The organism is Micromonospora sp. NPDC126480 (genome assembly GCF_040302465.1).
GTDB lineage: Bacteria > Actinomycetota > Actinomycetes > Mycobacteriales > Micromonosporaceae > Micromonospora.
On sequence record NZ_JBEORU010000039.1, the window covers coordinates 12,525 to 29,204 of the forward strand.

At 73.4% G+C, this 16,680-nt stretch carries 15 protein-coding genes; 7 read left to right on the forward strand and 8 right to left on the reverse strand.

Annotated features, from left to right (window positions below):
- Nucleotides 1-118 precede the first annotated feature (118 nt).
- The 3 genes from typA to ABTW87_RS27205 all read left to right on the forward strand — a co-directional run bounded on the left by typA (nt 119) and on the right by ABTW87_RS27205 (nt 3,676).
- Nucleotides 119-1,987, forward strand: a complete 1,869-nt coding sequence (typA, locus tag ABTW87_RS27195) for a translational GTPase TypA (RefSeq protein ID WP_350653949.1) — start codon at nt 119-121, stop codon at nt 1,985-1,987.
- A 72-nt stretch (nt 1,988-2,059) separates the two neighbouring features.
- Nucleotides 2,060-2,920 carry a serine hydrolase gene (locus ABTW87_RS27200; protein WP_350653950.1) on the forward strand — a complete coding sequence of 287 codons (861 nt, stop codon included), beginning with the start codon at nt 2,060-2,062 and terminating at the stop codon, nt 2,918-2,920.
- 60 nt (nt 2,921-2,980) lie between these two features.
- Nucleotides 2,981-3,676 (forward strand): lysoplasmalogenase, encoded by a 696-nt coding sequence (locus ABTW87_RS27205; RefSeq protein WP_350653951.1) that lies wholly within the window; start codon nt 2,981-2,983, stop codon nt 3,674-3,676.
- Here the strand turns inward: ABTW87_RS27205 and ABTW87_RS27210 are convergent.
- Nucleotides 3,645-4,442, reverse strand: coding sequence for a tyrosine-protein phosphatase (locus tag ABTW87_RS27210; protein ID WP_350653953.1), 798 nt, complete (start codon nt 4,440-4,442; stop codon nt 3,645-3,647). The two genes, ABTW87_RS27205 and ABTW87_RS27210, sit on opposite strands and share 32 nt — an antisense overlap.
- Nucleotides 4,443-4,486: 44 nt before the next feature.
- Between ABTW87_RS27210 and ABTW87_RS27215 the strand changes: the two genes are divergently transcribed.
- Together ABTW87_RS27215 and ABTW87_RS27220 are read left to right on the forward strand one after the other, a co-directional pair.
- Nucleotides 4,487-5,584 carry a mandelate racemase/muconate lactonizing enzyme family protein gene (locus ABTW87_RS27215; protein ID WP_350653955.1) on the forward strand — a complete coding sequence of 366 codons (1,098 nt, stop codon included), beginning with the start codon at nt 4,487-4,489 and terminating at the stop codon, nt 5,582-5,584.
- A 59-nt stretch (nt 5,585-5,643) separates the two neighbouring features.
- A complete protein-coding gene (locus tag ABTW87_RS27220) occupies nt 5,644-6,561 on the forward strand; it encodes a C40 family peptidase (protein ID WP_350653956.1) in 918 nt (305 codons plus the stop codon).
- 60 nt (nt 6,562-6,621) lie between these two features.
- Here ABTW87_RS27220 and ABTW87_RS27225 read toward each other — a convergent pair whose 3' ends face one another.
- From ABTW87_RS27225 to pnuC, 3 genes are all read right to left on the reverse strand, one after another.
- On the reverse strand, nt 6,622-7,620 hold the full coding sequence (locus tag ABTW87_RS27225; RefSeq protein WP_350653957.1) for a TerC family protein: 999 nt from the start codon (nt 7,618-7,620) through the stop codon (nt 6,622-6,624).
- 319 nt (nt 7,621-7,939) lie between these two features.
- Entirely contained in the window at nt 7,940-9,055 is a 1,116-nt protein-coding gene (locus tag ABTW87_RS27230; RefSeq protein ID WP_350653958.1) for an AAA family ATPase, read from the reverse strand.
- On the reverse strand, nt 9,052-9,705 hold the full coding sequence (gene pnuC / locus ABTW87_RS27235) for a nicotinamide riboside transporter PnuC (protein ID WP_350653960.1): 654 nt from the start codon (nt 9,703-9,705) through the stop codon (nt 9,052-9,054). Before pnuC ends, ABTW87_RS27230 begins: the two co-directional genes overlap by 4 nt.
- A 102-nt stretch (nt 9,706-9,807) precedes the next feature.
- Here pnuC and ABTW87_RS27240 point away from each other — a divergent pair, with 102 nt between their 5' ends.
- On the forward strand, nt 9,808-10,101 hold the full coding sequence (locus ABTW87_RS27240) for an antibiotic biosynthesis monooxygenase family protein (protein WP_350653962.1): 294 nt from the start codon (nt 9,808-9,810) through the stop codon (nt 10,099-10,101).
- A gap of 108 nt (nt 10,102-10,209) precedes the next feature.
- On the opposite strand, the gene ABTW87_RS27245 is transcribed toward ABTW87_RS27240, so the two are convergent.
- The 4 genes from ABTW87_RS27245 to uvrB form a co-directional block, all read right to left on the reverse strand.
- Nucleotides 10,210-11,070, reverse strand: coding sequence for a helix-turn-helix domain-containing protein (locus ABTW87_RS27245; RefSeq protein WP_350653963.1), 861 nt, complete (start codon nt 11,068-11,070; stop codon nt 10,210-10,212).
- Between the two features lie 105 nt (nt 11,071-11,175).
- Nucleotides 11,176-11,544, reverse strand: coding sequence for a VOC family protein (locus ABTW87_RS27250; protein WP_350653964.1), 369 nt, complete (start codon nt 11,542-11,544; stop codon nt 11,176-11,178).
- Nucleotides 11,545-11,568: 24 nt separating this feature from the next.
- Nucleotides 11,569-12,420: a helix-turn-helix domain-containing protein gene (locus ABTW87_RS27255; protein ID WP_350653966.1), complete on the reverse strand. Its 852-nt coding sequence runs from the start codon at nt 12,418-12,420 to the stop codon at nt 11,569-11,571.
- 84 nt (nt 12,421-12,504) lie between these two features.
- Nucleotides 12,505-14,607, reverse strand: coding sequence for an excinuclease ABC subunit UvrB (uvrB, locus tag ABTW87_RS27260; RefSeq protein WP_350653967.1), 2,103 nt, complete (start codon nt 14,605-14,607; stop codon nt 12,505-12,507).
- 665 nt (nt 14,608-15,272) lie between these two features.
- On the opposite strand from uvrB, the gene ABTW87_RS27265 reads away from it, so the two are divergent.
- Nucleotides 15,273-16,676 (forward strand): hypothetical protein, encoded by a 1,404-nt coding sequence (locus tag ABTW87_RS27265; RefSeq protein ID WP_350654004.1) that lies wholly within the window; start codon nt 15,273-15,275, stop codon nt 16,674-16,676.
- Nucleotides 16,677-16,680: the final 4 nt, after the last annotated feature.

Below are 16,680 nucleotides of genomic sequence, written 5' to 3' on the forward strand. Positions count from 1 at the left end.
AGGGTCAGCATGCCAGCCGGCCGAACGGCTGGGACAGGAGTTTCACCAGAGACCCGGGCCAACTGGGGGTTGACCCCGACGCGTCCCGGGCGACCGCAGACAGGAGAGTATGGAGGGTATGCAGCTTCGCACCGACCTCCGCAACGTCGCCATCATCGCTCACGTCGACCACGGCAAGACCACCCTGGTCGACGCCATGTTGCGGCAGGCCGGCGCCTACGGCGCCCGGGGCGAGGTGACCGAACGGGTGATGGACTCGATGGACCTCGAACGCGAGAAGGGCATCACCATCCTCGCCAAGAACACCGGCGTGCGGTACCTGCCCGCCGACGGTTCCGACCCGGTCACCATCAACATCATCGACACCCCCGGGCACGCCGACTTCGGCGGCGAGGTGGAGCGGGGCCTCACCATGGTCGACGGGGTGCTGCTGCTGGTCGACGCCAGCGAGGGCCCCCTGCCGCAGACCCGGTTCGTGCTCCGCAAGGCCCTCAAGGCCCGGCTGCCGATCATCCTGGTGATCAACAAGGTGGACCGCCCGGACGCCCGGATCAAGGAGGTCGTGGACGAGGCGTACGAGCTCTTCCTCGACCTGGACGCCGACGAGGAGCAGATCGACTTCCCGATCGTCTACGCCTGCGCCCGCGACGGCATCGCCTCGCTGACCCAGCCCGCCGACGGCTCCGTACCCCAGGACAGCCACAGCCTGGAGCCGCTGTTCCGCACCCTGCTGGACACGATCCCGCCGCCCGCCTACGACGAGACGGCCCCGCTCCAGGCCCACGTCACCAACCTGGACGCCTCGCCGTTCCTCGGCCGGCTCGCCCTGTGCCGGGTGCGGCAGGGCACCATCGCCAAGGGCCAGACCGTGGCCTGGTGCCGCACCGACGGCAGCACCCAGCGGGTACGCATCTCCGAGCTGCTGATGACCGAAGGGCTGGAGCGCAAGCCCGCCGACTCCGCCGGACCTGGCGACATCATCGCCGTCGCCGGCATCCCGGAGATCATGATCGGTGAGACGCTCGCCGACGCCGAGGACCCGCAGCCGCTGCCGCTGATCACCGTCGACGAGCCGGCCATCTCGATGACCATCGGCACCAACACCTCGCCGCTGGTCGGCCGGGTCAAGGGCGCCAAGGTCACCGCCCGGATGGTCAAGGACCGCCTCGACAAGGAGCTGGTCGGCAACGTCTCGCTGCGGGTGCTGCCCACCGAGCGCCCCGACGCCTGGGAGGTGCAGGGCCGCGGCGAGCTGGCCCTGGCGATCCTGGTCGAGCAGATGCGCCGCGAGTCGTACGAGCTGACCGTCGGCAAGCCGCAGGTGGTCACCAGGGAGATCGACGGGAAGACCTGCGAGCCGGTCGAACGGCTGACCATCGACGCACCCGAGGAGTACCTGGGCGCGATCACCCAGCTGCTGGCCACCCGCAAGGGCCGCATGGAGCAGCTGGTCAACCACGGCACCGGCTGGATCCGGATGGAGTGGCTGGTCCCGGCGCGCGGCCTGATCGGCTTCCGCACCGAGTTCCTCACCGAGACCCGGGGCACCGGCATCCTGCACCACGTCTTCGAGTCGTACGAGCCGTGGTTCGGCGAGCTGCGGACCCGCAGCAACGGCTCGCTGGTCGCCGACCGGGCCGGCGCCGCGACCGCCTTCGCGATGATGAACCTCCAGGAACGCGGCACGCTGTTCGTGGAGCCGGGCACCGAGGTGTACGAGGGCATGATCGTCGGGGAGAACTCCCGCTCCGACGACATGGACGTCAACATCACGAAGGAGAAGAAGCTCACCAACATGCGCTCCTCCACGGCGGAGGAGACGGAGAAGCTGATTCCGCCGCGCAGGCTGTCCCTGGAGCAGGCGCTGGAGTTCTGCCGCGAGGACGAGTGCGTCGAGGTGACCCCCGCCGCGGTCCGCATCCGCAAGGTGGTGCTCGACCAGACCCAGCGGGCCCGTGCCGCGGCGCGGCGCAAGCACGCCGGCTGAGTGTTAAGAAGGGGCCCCTTCACCTCGCGAGGCGTTAAGAAGGGGCCCTTCCTTACCGGCTACCCTCGGCGGGTGATCTTCGACGCTCTCGACGCGCGCCTGGACCGGGTGCCCGGCACGGTCTCGGCGTACGTGGGGCGCCTCGACGCCGCCCCCACCTGGACCCGGCACCCGGACGCCACCCACTACGCGGCCAGCACGATGAAGGTGGCCGTCCTGGTGGCGTTGCACCGCGCCGCCGAGGCCGGCCGCCTCGACCTGGACGCTCCGGTGCCGGTACGCAACGAGTTCGACTCCGCCCAGCCCGGCGCGCCGCGGTTCTCCTGCGCGCGCCACTACGACAACGACGACGCCGTCTGGGAGCGGCTCGGCGACGTCGCCCCGCTGCGCTGGCTCGCCGAACGCATGATCATCCGCTCCAGCAACCTCGCCACCAACCTGGTCATCGGCCACGTCGGCCTGCCCGCGGTGTCCGACGTGTGGGCCCGCGCCGGAGCCCGGCACAGCGTCACCGGTCGCGGCATCGAGGACTTCGCCGCCCGCGACGCGGGCGTCACCAACCTGGTCACCGCCGCCGACCTCGCCGCCCTGCTGGGCGGCCTGGCCCTCGGTGCCGGCCGGCCGGGCCCGCTGGCCGCCCCGGGCAGCTGCGTCGTCATGCTCGACACCCTCGCCGCGCAGGAGCACCTCGAGGACATCGCCGCCGGCCTGCCCGACGGCACCCGCGTCGCGCACAAGAACGGCTGGGTCCGGGGCGTCCGCCACGGCGCCGGCGTCGTCTACCCCGACGACGCGCCCCCGTACGCCATCGTCGTCTGCACCACCACCGACCTCGCCGACGGCGGCCCGAGCGGCGAGGACGACGACGACGCCTGCCGCCTGATCGCCGACATCTCCCGCGCGGCCTGGACCGCCCGCCACGACCTGACCTGACGCTGGCCGGGGCGGCCCGGTGCCGCCTACGCTGCTGCCACCTGCCCCGAGGAGCCGCACATGCCGTCCCGCCGCGCCCTGCTGGCCGCGTTCGCCGTCGTGACAGCGGCCAACCTGCTCGCCAACGCCACCGACAGCACCACCGGCGTACTGCTGACCAAACCGCTGCTGATGCCGCTGCTCGCCGCGTACCTCTGGCGGGCCGCCACCGCACGCGGCGCCCGACCGGACCGGCTGGTCCTCGCCGCTCTGGCCTTCTCCACCGGCGGCGACGTCGCGCTGCTCGGCGACGGCGACGCGGCCTTCCTCGCCGGCATGGCGCTCTTCCTCGCCGCCCACGTCTGCTACGTCGCGGCCTTCACCCGGGGCGGCGCCGCCGCCGCGCTGCGCCGCCCGCCGCTGGTCGCCGTCCCCCTCGGGTACGCGGCACTGACCGCCGCCGCCCTCGCCTGGATGTGGCCGGGCCTCACCGACGCCGGCCTCGCCGTTCCCGTGGCCGGGTACGCGGTGGCCCTCGCGACAATGGCGAGCACCGCCGCGGCGCACGGCTGGCGGGTCGGCCTCGGCGGCGCGCTCTTCCTCGGCTCCGACCTGCTCATCGCGACCGGTGTCGCCGAGGTGGCCACCCTGCCCGGCCCGCCGGTCTGGGTGATGGCGACCTACGCCGCCGGTCAGGCCCTCATCGTCACCGGCTGGGCCGCCCGCCGGCCCGCCGCCACGGCGGTCACTCCAGCAGCCGCCCCCGCAACGCCGTGACCGTCTCCCGGTCGACGCCGAGCCCGTCGCGCAGGTACGCCCCGAACGAGCCGTGCACCCGCCGCACCTCGGCGTAGCCGGCGTCGAGGTACTCGTCGCGCACCTCCAGCACCGGCCGGACCGCGTCGACGTCCAGCTCCGGGTTCCGCCGGCGCATCGCGCTCAGCAGCACCTCCCGCAGGCTCTCACTGAGCGCGTTGTTGGCGAGGTAGTCGGCCCGGATCGCCGCCTCGTCCACCCCGAGGGCGTGCAGCAGCACCACGGTCAGCCAGCCGGTCCGGTCCTTGCCGGCCGAGCAGTGGTAGAGCAGGGGGAGGTTCTCCGCCTCCGCCGCAAGCCGTACCGCCGTCCCGAAACCGGCCCGCGCCGACTCACCGGTCACGAACCAGCGGTAGATGGCCGCCATCGCCGACGGCGTGCCCTCCCCGGCCAGTTCGTCGTACGCGCTCAGGTCGTGGCCGAGCAGCACCGCCGACACGTACGTGAACACCGGGTGCGCGGCGTCGTGCACCGGCAGGTGCACGACCCGCGGCTCCCCCGGCAGCCGGTCCGGCGGGGCGACCGCCTGCTCCGCGACGTCCCGCAGGTCCACCACACACGCCGGCCCGAGCTTCGCCAGCACCGGCAGGTCCTCGTCGGTCAGCCGGCCGAGCGCCGGGGTACGGATGAGCACCCCCGGCCGGACCCGCCGCCCGTCCGCGCCGACCAGCCCGCCGAGATCGCGGGCGTTCGGCGCACCCACCAGCTCCCAGTGCCGCTCCGACATGCAGCCTCCCCATCGTCCGTCGGTCCCCTTATAGGGTGCCCGACATGACGATCACCGCGGTACGCACCCACCGGCTCTCCGCGCCCCTGCACACCCCGTTCGTCACCGCGCTGCGCCGCACCACCACCGTGGACACCCTGGTGGTGGAGGTCGTCGACGCCGACGGGAGGCGCGGCTTCGGTGAGGCGCCGCAGGTGTGGCAGGTGACCGGCGCGTCCGTCGCCGGCTCCGAGGCGTGCGTCCGCGAGGTGCTCGGCCCCCGGATCGCCGGCCGCGATCCGGACGATCTGGTGGCGCGCTGCGCCGAGGTGCAGCGGGCGGTCGCCGGCAACGAGGCCGCCAAGGCCGCCGTCGACGTCGCCCTGCACGACCTGGCCGCCCGGCGGCTCGGCGTACCGCTGGTGCGGCTGCTCGGCGGCGCCGGCCGCCGGGTCCCCACGGACGTCACGCTCGCCGCGGGCGACGCGGTGGACCTGGCGGCCGCCGCGCGGGCCCGCCAGGCGGAGGGGTTCGGCGTGCTGAAGCTCAAGGTCGGCACGGACGCCGCCGGGGACCTCGACCGGGTCCGCGCGGTCCGCTCCGCGGTCGGCAACCGGGTCCGCATCCGGCTCGACGCCAACCAGGGCTGGACGCCCCGGGAGGCGGTCCGGGTGATCCGGGGCATCGAGGACGCCGGGCTGGACGTCGAGCTGGTGGAGCAGCCGGTGCCCCGGTGGGACCTCGACGGGCTGGGCTGGGTGAGTGACCGGGTGAGCACGCCCATCCTCGCCGACGAGGCGGTCTTCGGCGTCCGCGACCTGGTGGAGGTGATCCGCCGCCGCGCCGCCGACCTGGTCAACGTCAAGCTCGCCAAGTGCGGCGGTCTGCACCCCGCGCGCACCCTGCTCGACCTGGCCGTCGCGCACGGTATGGGCACGGTGGTCGGTTCGATGATGGAGAGCCAGGTCGGCATCGGCGCGGCGGCGAGCCTGGTCGCGGCGTACGGCACGACCGCGGTGTCGGACCTGGACGCCGCCTGGTGGCTGGCCTGGTCACCGGTGCGGGGCGGCCCCCGGTACGACGGGGCGTCCGTCGTCCTGCCGGACGCGCCCGGACTCGGCATCGATTCCGTCGATGAAGTAAAGATTCAGACCGACGTTTGATCTTTGGTGGAAACTTTCATAGGGTCGCGACAGCGCACGGGGCGAGCTGGGGGTGGACCGTGGAGCTGCAACCAGGCCGCGAGGCCGTCGTCCGGGTCGGCGTCGCCACCCTCTGGGCCGCACCCGAGGCGGTACGGAAGGTCGACGGCCCGGCCCTCTCCCCGCAGGCCGACCTGCCCACCTGGATCGCCGCTCTGGACACCGACCAGCAGGTCGGCGACTGCGTCCTGAGCCAGTTGCTGCTCGGCGAGCGGGTGCTCGTCACCGAGTCACGCACCGACGGGTGGGCCCACGTGATCGCGGTCGAGCAGCCCGCCGCGAAGCTGGACCCGCGCGGCTACCCCGGCTGGGTCCCGGCCGTCCAACTGACCCCGGTGACCGCGCACCCCGCCGGCGACCCGCTCGTCGTCGACGCCACCGTCACCGCCCTGCACGCCACGCCGGACGGCCCGGTACGGCTGCCCGGCGTCATCCTGGGCACCCGGCTGTCCGCCGCCGGCCCCGTCGTGGCCGGGTGGCGCCCGGTGCACGCCCCCGGCCACGACGCGCCGCTGTGGCTGCCGGCCGCGCACACCGCCGGCCTGCCGACCGCCGCCCCGAACGCCGAGCAGGTGCTCGAGGTCGCCCGCCGGCTGCTGGACGTCGGCTACGTCTGGGGCGGTGTCTCCACGTACGGCATCGACTGCTCCGGGCTGGTGCACCTGGCCTGGCGACGGTTCGGCGTGCTGCTGCCCCGCGACGCCGACGACCAGGCCGGCGCGACCACGCCCCTGGAACCCGGTCGCGAACGCCCCGGTGACCTCTACTTCTTCGCCCGCCCCGGCCGACGGATCCACCACATCGGGATCGTCACCGCCGATCCGCGCCCGGGCGACGACCGCCGGATGCTGCACGCCTGCTACCGGCAGCGCCGCGTCCTCGAGGAGCGGCTGCCCGCCGAGCGCACCGCCACCCTGGTCGGCGCCCACCGCGTCTGACGACGCCGCCGAGGGCCCCGGTCGGAGGCCCTCGGCGATCGCGTCACGCGGACAGGGCGGTCAGCCGCGGGCCTTGACCAGACTCCGGCGTCGGTCCCGGGACGACTTGACCAGGCTGGCCACCGTCGCCACCAGCAGCGTGCCCAGGATGACCGTCAGCGAGAGCCAGATCGGAATGTGCGGCGCCCAGCCGACGTGCTCGCCGCCGTTGATGAACGGCAGGCGGTTGTCGGCAAGGGCCTCCAGCACCAGCTTGACGCCGATGAAGCCGAGCACCACGGCGAGGCCGTAGCTCAGGTAGATCAGCCGGTCCAGCAGGCCACCGAGCAGGAAGTAGAGCTGCCGCAGACCCATCAGGGCGAACACGTTCGCGGTGAACACCAGGTACGGCTCCTGGGTGATGCCGAAGATCGCCGGAATCGAGTCGAGCGCGAAGATCAGATCCGTCGTGCCGATCGCGATCATCACGATCAGCATCGGGGTGAACAGCCGCCGGCCGTTCTCGTGCGTGGTCAGCTTCGCGCCGTCGTAGTCCCGCGAGATGGGCAGCGCCCGGCGGCTCCACCGGATCAGCACGTTCTCGGTGAACTCCTCCTCGGCCGGCTCGCCCTGCCGCGCCAGGTTGACCGCCGTGTAGATCAGGAACGCGCCGAAGATGTAGAAGACCCAGGAGAACTGGGAGATCAGCGCGGCACCGGCGGCGATGAAGCCGCCACGCATCACCAGGGCCAGCACGATGCCGATGAGCAGCACCTTCTGCTGGTACGGGCGGGGCACGCCGAAACGCGCCATGATGATCACGAAGACGAAGAGATTGTCCACCGACAGGCTGTACTCGGTGAGCCAACCGGTGTAGAACTGCCCCGCCACGCTCGGCCCGGAAGCGAACCAGAGGCCCGCGCCGAAGATCAGGGCCAGCCCGACGTACAGGCCGACCCAGATGCTCGACTCGCGCACGCTCGGCTCGTGGGGTCGCCGGCCGATGATCAGCAGGTCGACCACGAGGATCGCGGTCAGTGCGACGAGTGTCCCCGCCCACACCAGTCCGGACACGTCCAAGATTCATTCCTCCGGCAGACACGCAACGACCGGCACACCGTACGCCCCCCAGGGGGCGCGGCGTGCCGGCGACGCTGACTCTGGTGACTGTCGGAGGTCTCTTCCGCCACCGCCCGGAGGCGGCGACCGACGGGGCCGGGTCACGTCACCGAGGGGCGGTGGGCGACCGTGCTGACGACTCCGTCGCGGGGGAATACTCCCCTCCGTCGTTCATTCTCACCTATCGGGCCAGTGACCGCAGCCCGGGGGCTGGTGTCCCTCCCCACGTCGACACCTCTCGCCGCGACCGAGTGCGACCCCGCTCGCCGCGTAGGGCGTCCTAGGAGGCTAGCCTCGATTGGTCGGCGGAGGTGGCGGGCAGGAGCGGGTCGGCCAGTGCCCAACCGGCAGCCAGCAGCTCGTCGCAGGCCGCGACCGCCCGGGCCAACCGCCGCTCGTGCGGACCCGTCAACTCGACCACCGGCACGCCGCACTCGGCGAGCGCCGCGCGGAACCGGCCGGTCATCCACGCCCGCAGATGCTCCCCGTCGCGCAGCCCATCGTCGTCGAAGGGCACGCCGACGTGGTCGGTGAGCAGGTACAGCGCCGGGCGCCGGGCCGCCGCCCGCACCTGCGGGGAGGTCGAACCGAGGTACCGCTCCTCCCAGACCGCGGTGGCCCGCGCGTCGGTGTCGCAGAACAGCAGCGGCCCGGACGATCGGGCGGCGGCGTCCTCGGCGGCCTGCTGCTCCCGCACCACCTCGACGAAGTCGTTCCGGTCCCAGGTGACGTCGAACACCGTCGCGTCCGGCCGGTCCCGCCGCAGCCGCGCCAGCTTGCGCGCGGTCAACTCCCGGCCGTACTCGGGCACCCACGCGGTGCCGAAGTAGGCGGCGAGCGAGGCGGCCATCGTGGTGGTCCCGGTCGACTCGGCGCCCACCACGACGACCCGCCGGACGAACCACGCCCGCACCGCCGGGTGGAGCCGGTCCCAGTGCGCTGCCGGGTCCCTGCGCACGGCCGTACCCGAGACCGGCACGGCGCGCCGGCCCGGATCCACACAGACCGGTACGGCATCGAAGCGGCGCGCCAACTCGTCACCGTACGCCTCGGAGGAGAAGACCGCGTCGACCCGCTCCCCGCCCAGCGCCGCCCGGAACACCCCGCAGTGCAGATCCCAGACCGCCGGGTCGGCGTAGTCGACGGGATGGTCGTCGTACGCGCCGACGAACCCGACCCACGGCGTCTGCGCGTGTGCCTCGCGCAGCCAGTCCAGGCGAAGGTCGAGGGGGATGGACTCGCGGTGCGACGGCGCCACCACCACGGTGACCCGGGCACACCGCGCGGCGGCGGCCTCGATCAACGCGTGGTGCCCGGCGTGCGGCGGGTAGAACTTCCCCACCACCAGGCCGTGTCGGAAGTCCACCGGCCGGTCCGCGGCGGTGCCCGCGCTCACGCCACCACCGGCGCCGGGCCGACCGGTGTCACAGTGGCCGACGCTCCGCGTCGCAGGTCGGTGCGCCACTCCCGCAGGCCGAGCACGCACAGGCCGAGAAAGATCACGTAGAGGGTGGCGGTCAGGTACAGACCCTTGTAGGCGTACAGCGGAACGTAGACAAGGTCGGCGGTGATCCACAGCCACCAGCTCTCCACCCGCTTGCGGGTCTGCCCGTACGTCGCCAGCAGCGACAGCACCGTGGTCAGCGCGTCCGGCAGCGGCACCGTCGAGTCGGTGGCCCGGTCCAGCAGCAGCCAGATCACGCCGGTCAGCACCACCCCGACGGCGGCCAGCGCCCACCACTCCCCCCGGCCGGTCCGGCTCACCGTGAGCCGGGTCCGCCGCTCGCCACCGAAGAGCCAGGCCCACCACCCGTAGAGGCCCAGTCCGACGTAGACGATCTGGAGCGCCGCGTCGGCGTACAGGCCGGCGGTCCAGAAGAGCAGCATGAGAAGCAGGACGTTCGCGATGCCGAGCGGCCAGTTCGCGATCCGCTGCCGGACCACCAGCCAGACGGTGAGCACCCCGGTGGCGAAGCCCAGCAGCTCCGCCCAGGTGGTCGGCGTGCCCGCCACGACGAACGCCGTGCCGGTGAGCCAGTCGATCATGCCGCTCCCCTTTCCCGAGCGATCACCCTAGGGATCCGCCCGCCGGATGGGAACCGGCCCCCGGGGCGACGGCCACGCGGGCCCACGTGCGAGGCTGCGCACATGGTGCTTGAGGTTGCGCTGATCGACGTACTGCCCGGACACGAGGACGCGTTCGCCGCCGCGTACGCCGAGGGGCACCCGGTACTCGCCGGCACACCCGGCTGCCGGTCGGTGCGGATGACCCGGGGCGTCGAGTCCCCAACGCGGTTCGTGCTGCTTGTCGAGTGGGACTCGGTCGAGGCGCACAACGAGAACTTCCGCGCCACCGAGCGGTTCACCCGGTGGCGGGAGCTGATCGGCCCGCACTTCGCCAACCCGCCGCTCGTCGAGCACTTCGTCGACGTACCGGCCTGAGATTCTGTCGTACCCCCCGCCTATCGTGCTGTCGCACGTGGCCGGCCGCCGGTCCCGGCGGGCTCGGGGGCGCCGGGCCCGGCGGCCGCGCCGATCCGCCGTCGCCGGTCAGCCGGCCAGCCGCTCGCCGAGGGCCGCGACGGTCTCCTCCGGCGTGAGCGCGGCGTCCAGCAGCCAGGTGGTCAGCCGTTCGTAGCGGTCCACGTCCATCGGGGCGACCAGCCGGACGTCGGTGGTCAGGGCCTCCAGCATCACGGTGCGGGGATCCGCCGGGTCCGGGAAGGCGTAGCAGGAGAAGGGCGTCAGCGGCTGCACCCCGCCGCGCGGCACCCGGTCCCGCGGGAGCAGGCGGATCGTGACGTTCGCCAGCTCGGTCAGATCGAGCAGGTGCCGCAACTGCTCCCGCCACACCTCCGGCGGCGCGTCACCTTGGTCGCACACCGCCTCGGCCAGCACCGCCGTGTACCGGGGCGGGTCCTCCCGCCGCAGCACGTCGTGCCGGATCAGCCGGGCGCGCACGTCCCCCTCGACGTCCACTGTGGAATCGACCAGGTGGGCCGCGGTGATGCGCAGCCGCGCGTACGCCGGGGTCTGCAACAGCCCCGGCACGACGGCGGGCTGCCAGTCCACGATGCTCGCCGCGCCGGCCTCCAGCTCGGCGTACGTGCGCTGCCGCTCCCCCATCTCGCCGAGCGCCCGCCACCAGCCCCGGCTGGTCGCCGCGTCCCGGGCGATGACGATGAGCGCGTCCCGGTGCGCCGGCGCCACCTGGTAGACGTCGAGCAGGTCGAGCACGTCGGCGAGGTCCGGCCGGCTCTGGCCCAGCTCGATGCGGGACAGCTTCGACGTCGAGGCCCAGCCGAGCCGTTCGCAGACCTGCTCCAGGGTGAGCGCCTCGCGTCGGCGCAGTTGGCGCAGCTCGGCACCGAGTCGCGCACGTCGGATGACCGGACTTGTTGGCAACGGCATTCGCGCCTCCCCACCGAGGGAGAGTACGCAGGACGGTCACCCAGTGCAATAGTGTGCTCGCGGAAAGCGACGGCCCCGGGCCTGGCGCGTGCGCCGGACGCCCGTTCAGGGCCGGTACGTGCCGAACGACCACACCCTCCCGGCGAGGTCACGGGCCACGTAGTCACGAGAGCCGTAGTCGGTGTCGAACGGCTCACGGACGATCTCGGCGCCGGCGGCCCGGGCCCTCTCGTGGTGCCCGTCGAGATCGTCCACGGCCACGTAGACGGTGTAGTCGTCGTCCGCCGGCCGGGTCGCCGGTCCGGTCCCGGTGCCGAGCATGATCATTCCGTCGCCGAAGACGAGTTCGGCGTGCGCGACCGTGCCGTCGGGCGCCTCGTGCACGGCGTGGACCTGGAAGCCGAAGGTCTGGCAGAGCCACTCGATCGCGGCCTGGGCGTCGGGGTACCGGAAGGTCGGGTAGATGTTTCGCATGCCCCGATCCTGCCGCCGCGCGCGTCAGGCCGGATTGGACGAATGTGATCCGGCGAGCGCGGCCGGGGTGTCGCCGGCGAACTGCCGAAAGTCCCGGATCAGGTGCGACTGGTCGAAGTACCCGCAGCGTACGGCCAGCTCGGCCCAGCCGGCACACTCCCCCACCGGTGCCGCGCCGCCGGGCGGGCCGGGCAGCACGTCACGCGACACGGTCGCGTACGCGCGCTGGAACCGCAGCAGCCGCGCCGCGGTCTTCGGCGGCAGGCCGATCTCCTCCCGGAAGCGGACGGCCAGATGCCGGCGGCTCCAGCCGAGCTCCTCGGCGAGCTGGGCGACGCCGACCCGCCCCGCGCTGCGGGCGAGCCGGTGCCACGCGTGACCGAGCCGGTGTCCCAGTGGCGCGGTCTCCGCCAGCCGGCCGGCCACCGCCCGGTCCAGCAGCGCGAACCGGGCGGACCAGGTCGCCTCCTCGGCCAGCCGGTCGCGCAGCCGGGCCAGCCACGGGTCGGCAAGCAGGTCGACCGCGACCGCCCGGTTGGTCAGCTCACCGAGCGGAAGGCCGAGCAGCCGGCGTGCGGCGACCGGCGTGAGGATCAGCTCCACACCCGTCCCGACGCCCTGCGTCGACGTGGCGCACCAGCCGTCGTACGGCCCGGCGACGAACGACGTCACGCCGGTGGCACCGCGAGCGGGCATACGCGGGTCGACGACGTCCAGCGGGTCGCCCCAGCCGAGGATGAGCACGACGAAGGCCCCGGCCGCCTGCCGGCGGACCAGCGGGGCCGGCGCCGTCTCCCGGTAGCCGAGGTAGTGGTCGACGAACGGGCGCAGCCGCGCCTCGGGAACGCCGAACACCATCTCGTCCAGCGGGCTCACGACGGCGCTCCGCTACGCCGCGTGCCCACGTGCGGCGCCGACGCACAGAGCTGATACTTCGCTCGCCGACGCTCGCTCATGCCCTCACTTCACCCCGGCGGCGTCCATGCCGCGCAGCTCCTTCTTCAGCTCGGAGATCTCGTCGCGGATCCGGGCGGCCAGCTCGAACTGCAGCTCCCGCGCGGCGGCGAGCATCTGGTCGTTCAGCTCCTGGATCAGCTCGGCCAGCTCGGCGCGGGCCATCCCCTCCCGGGCCGGCCCGGCGGCGGACCGGGACCGGCTGCGGGTCTCCTTGACCGGGGCCTTGCCCCGGGAGAGCTGCCGCACCGCGCCGCCGATGCGGGTGTCGGTGTCCTCCGCCTCGCGGTAGATGTCGTCGAGGATGTCGTGGATCTTCTTACGCAGCGGCTCCGGGCTGATCCCGTGCGCCTCGTTGTGCGCGATCTGCTTGGCCCGCCGCCGGTTGGTCTCCTCGATCGCCTCCGCCATCGACGGAGTGATCTTGTCCGCGTACATGTGCACCTGGCCGGAGACGTTGCGCGCCGCCCGGCCGATCGTCTGGATCAGCGACCGGCCGCTGCGCAGGAAGCCCTCCTTGTCGGCGTCCAGGATGGCGACAAGCGACACCTCGGGCAGGTCCAGACCCTCGCGCAGCAGGTTGATGCCGACAAGCACGTCGTAGTCGCCCTTGCGCAGCTCGCGCAGCAGCTCGACCCGGCGCAACGTGTCGACCTCGGAGTGCAGGTAGCGCACCCGGATGCCGTTCTCCAGGAGATAGTCCGACAGGTCCTCGGCCATCTTCTTGGTCAGCGTGGTGACCAGCACCCGCTCGTCCCGCTCGGTGCGCAGCTTGATCTCGTGCATGAGGTCGTCGATCTGGCCCTTGGTCGGCTTGACCACCACCTCCGGGTCGACCAGACCGGTGGGCCGGATCACCTGCTCCACGTACTCGCCCTGCGCCTGCTCCAGCTCCCACGGGCCGGGGGTGGCGGACAGGAACACCATCTGGCCGACCCGCTCGAGGAACTCGTCGAACCGCAGCGGCCGGTTGTCGGCGGCGCTGGGCAGCCGGAAGCCGTGGTCGATAAGCATGCGCTTGCGGGAGGCGTCACCCTCGTACATGCCGCCGATCTGCGGGATCGTCACGTGCGACTCGTCGATGACGGTGAGGAAGTCGTCCGGGAAGTAGTCGAGCAGGCAGTGGGGCGGGCTGCCGGGCAGCCGGCCGTCGATGTGCATCGAGTAGTTCTCGATGCCGGAGCAGAAGCCGACCTGCCGCATCATCTCGATGTCGTAGGTGGTGCGCATCCGCAGCCGCTGCGCCTCCAGCAGTTTGCCCTGCCGCTCCAGCTCGGCCAGCCGCTCGCCCAGCTCGGTCTCGATGTCGCGGATCGCCCGCTCCATCCGCTCCGGGCCGGCCGCGTAGTGGGTGGCCGGGAAGATCAGCAGGTGGTCGACCTCGCGGACCACGTCGCCCGTCAGCGGGTTGAGGTAGTAGAGCTTCTCCACCTCGTCCCCGAACAGCTCGATGCGGACCGCCAGCTCCTCGTACGCCGGGATGATCTCCAGGGTGTCGCCGCGGACCCGGAACGTGCCCCGCTGGAAGGCCATGTCGTTGCGCGTGTACTGGATGTCGACGAGCCGGCGCAGCAACTGGTCGCGGTCGAGCTCCTGGCCGACGGTCACCCGGACGGCGCGGTCCAGGTACTCCTCCGGGGTGCCCAGGCCGTAGATCGCCGAGACGGTGGCGACCACCACCACGTCCCGCCGGGTGAGCAACGACATCGTCGCCGAGTGCCGCAACCGCTCCACCTCCTCGTTGATCGAGGAGTCCTTTTCGATGTAGGTGTCGGTCTGCGGGATGTACGCCTCGGGCTGGTAGTAGTCGTAGTAGGAGACGAAGTATTCGACCGCGTTGTGCGGCAGCAGCTCGCTGAACTCCTTCGCGAGCTGGGCGCAGAGCGTCTTGTTGGGAGCCAGGACGAGCGTCGGGCGTTGCAGCCGCTCGACCAGCCACGCCGTGGTGGCGCTCTTGCCGGTGCCGGTCGCACCGAGCAGCACCGTGTTGCGGTCGCCGTGCCGCACCCGCCGCTCCAGCTCGTCGATCGCCGCCGGCTGGTCGCCGGCCGGCTGGAACTCGCTGACGACCTGGAAGCGGCCGTCGAGCCGGGGAATGTCGAGCGCCATGACCCCAACGGTACGCCCGGGGTCCGACACTCCGGTGCCACTACCGACGGTCCGTGATCGGCTTCGATATTCCCATTGTGTGCCCCAACCCACAGGGCTACGCTTTTCGCGTAGGCCGCTCGCGGCGGCCGACCGGGCAGGCGGCCCGGCCCTCGACGGCCGGTCGCCCCCGGCACAAGGGGTCGCAGCACCCGCTTCCGGCGTGCGCACCCGACGTGGTCGCGCGGATCGCGCTGACCGGCCGCCGCGAGCGCCCCTGCTCGTCACCCCCGGCGGGTGAGTTCCGTTCAACATCCGTGGAGTCCTCCGCCCGTCCCCGCCGCAAGCCCACCGGCTCCGGCCACCGGCCGCTCACCGGTCCCCGCCCGAACGAGCCGGATTCGAACAAGCCGGAACCGACCGGGCCGGACCCGAACGGACCGGACCCGAACGAGCCGGATCCGAACAAGCCGGAACCGACCGGGCCGGACCCGAACGGGCCGGACCCGGTGGGAGACGATCCGGTCGGGCCGGAGCCGGTCGAGCCGCGCCGACCGGACGCGGCCACGGCACCACCCGGCGCCCGCCGTCCCCGACCCCAGAAAGCGGCGCGGGAGGGCGGCCGCCCTCCCGGTCCGCCGGAACCGGCGTGGGGCGTCGGCCGCCGGCGGCGGGCACCCGCCGCCATCCCCGCGCCGCCCGCGCACCGGCCGCTGCCGGACGGCACCCAGACCGGCCAGTTTCCCCGGGTCGTCACCGGTCGCCGCCGCACCGTCCTCGGCGCACTCGCCGCGGTGGCCACGACCTCCGCCGCCGCCCTGGTCGTCGGGCTCAGCTGGGCGCCCGACCGGTCCGAGCCGCACCGCGCGCTCACCGCCGAGGAGCGGACCCGCCTCGCGGCGGTGCGCGTCACCAACTACCGCGACCTGCGGGCGGGGGTGCACGTCACGACCGGCACCGGGGCCGGGCGCACCGAGCTGATCGGCTGGGTCGACTGGTCCCGCCCGCTGGTCTACCTGGACATCGGCGGTCCGGGCGCCGGCGCCGAACGGGGACTGCTCCAGGCCACACCCGGGGTGGCTCTGCTTCGCCCGGACCCGGCTGCCGTACCGACTCCGGCCTCCCCACCGCTGGTGCCGCCCACCGGTGGGTGGCGCCGGGCCGCGCTGCCCGCCGACGGGCGCCTCACGCCGCTCCTCGACCTGCTGTTCGGGCTCGCCGCCGACCGGCCCGACCCACCCGCACCGGACGCCGCCCGCTGGACCGGGCGAGCCGACGCGGCGGCCGGGCCGGTGGACGTCCTCGACGCGCCCCTGCCGACGGCCGGCCCCGGCGCTCCCCCCGGCACGGCGGGGCCCGCACGCTGGTGGGTCGACCGCGACGCCCGGCTGCACCGCCTGGAGGTCCGGTTGGCCGGTGTCGGCCCGGTCGCCGTGCAGGTGAACCGCACCGACCGGCCCACGCTGCGCCCGGTGGAGGCCCTCGGCGGGCGGCCCGGAACCCCGCGGGCGCTCACCCCGACCGAACGGCGGCGGCTGGAGGCGCTACCCGCCCGGCTGCGCGCTGCCGCCGGGGCGAGAGCCACGCTCGCCGCTCCCCTCGCGCCGGCCCGGAACCTGACCGGGACGGGGTGGATCAGTTGGAGCCGGCGCAGCGCGTACCTCGCTCTCACCGACCTCGACGCGCCGGGACGGCAGACGCTGCTGCGGCACGACGGCGGCCGCGCGACCCAGGTCCAGGTGCCGGGCCCCGTCGAGGTCGCGACGCCGGGAGAGCCGCCCCTACCGGCACCGGCGCGCGGCTGGGCGCCGGCCCCGTCCGACGGGCTCACCGCGCTTGTCGACACCGCGCTGCGTACGGCGGTCGCCGTTCCCGCTGGCTCGGCGCAGCGGATCCGGGGCGAGCGGCTGGGCGGAACCGCTCTCGACGTCGTGGAGGTGGCCGCGCCGGGCGCAGCGGTGCGGTACTGGCTCGACCGGGCCGGGTTCCCACACCGGCTGGAGTTGCGCACCTCGGCGGGCACGTGGGCGCAGCTGGACCTCGTGCCGGGACCGGTGCCCCGCCTGGCCGGCGCCACCGCCCGACGCTGAGCGG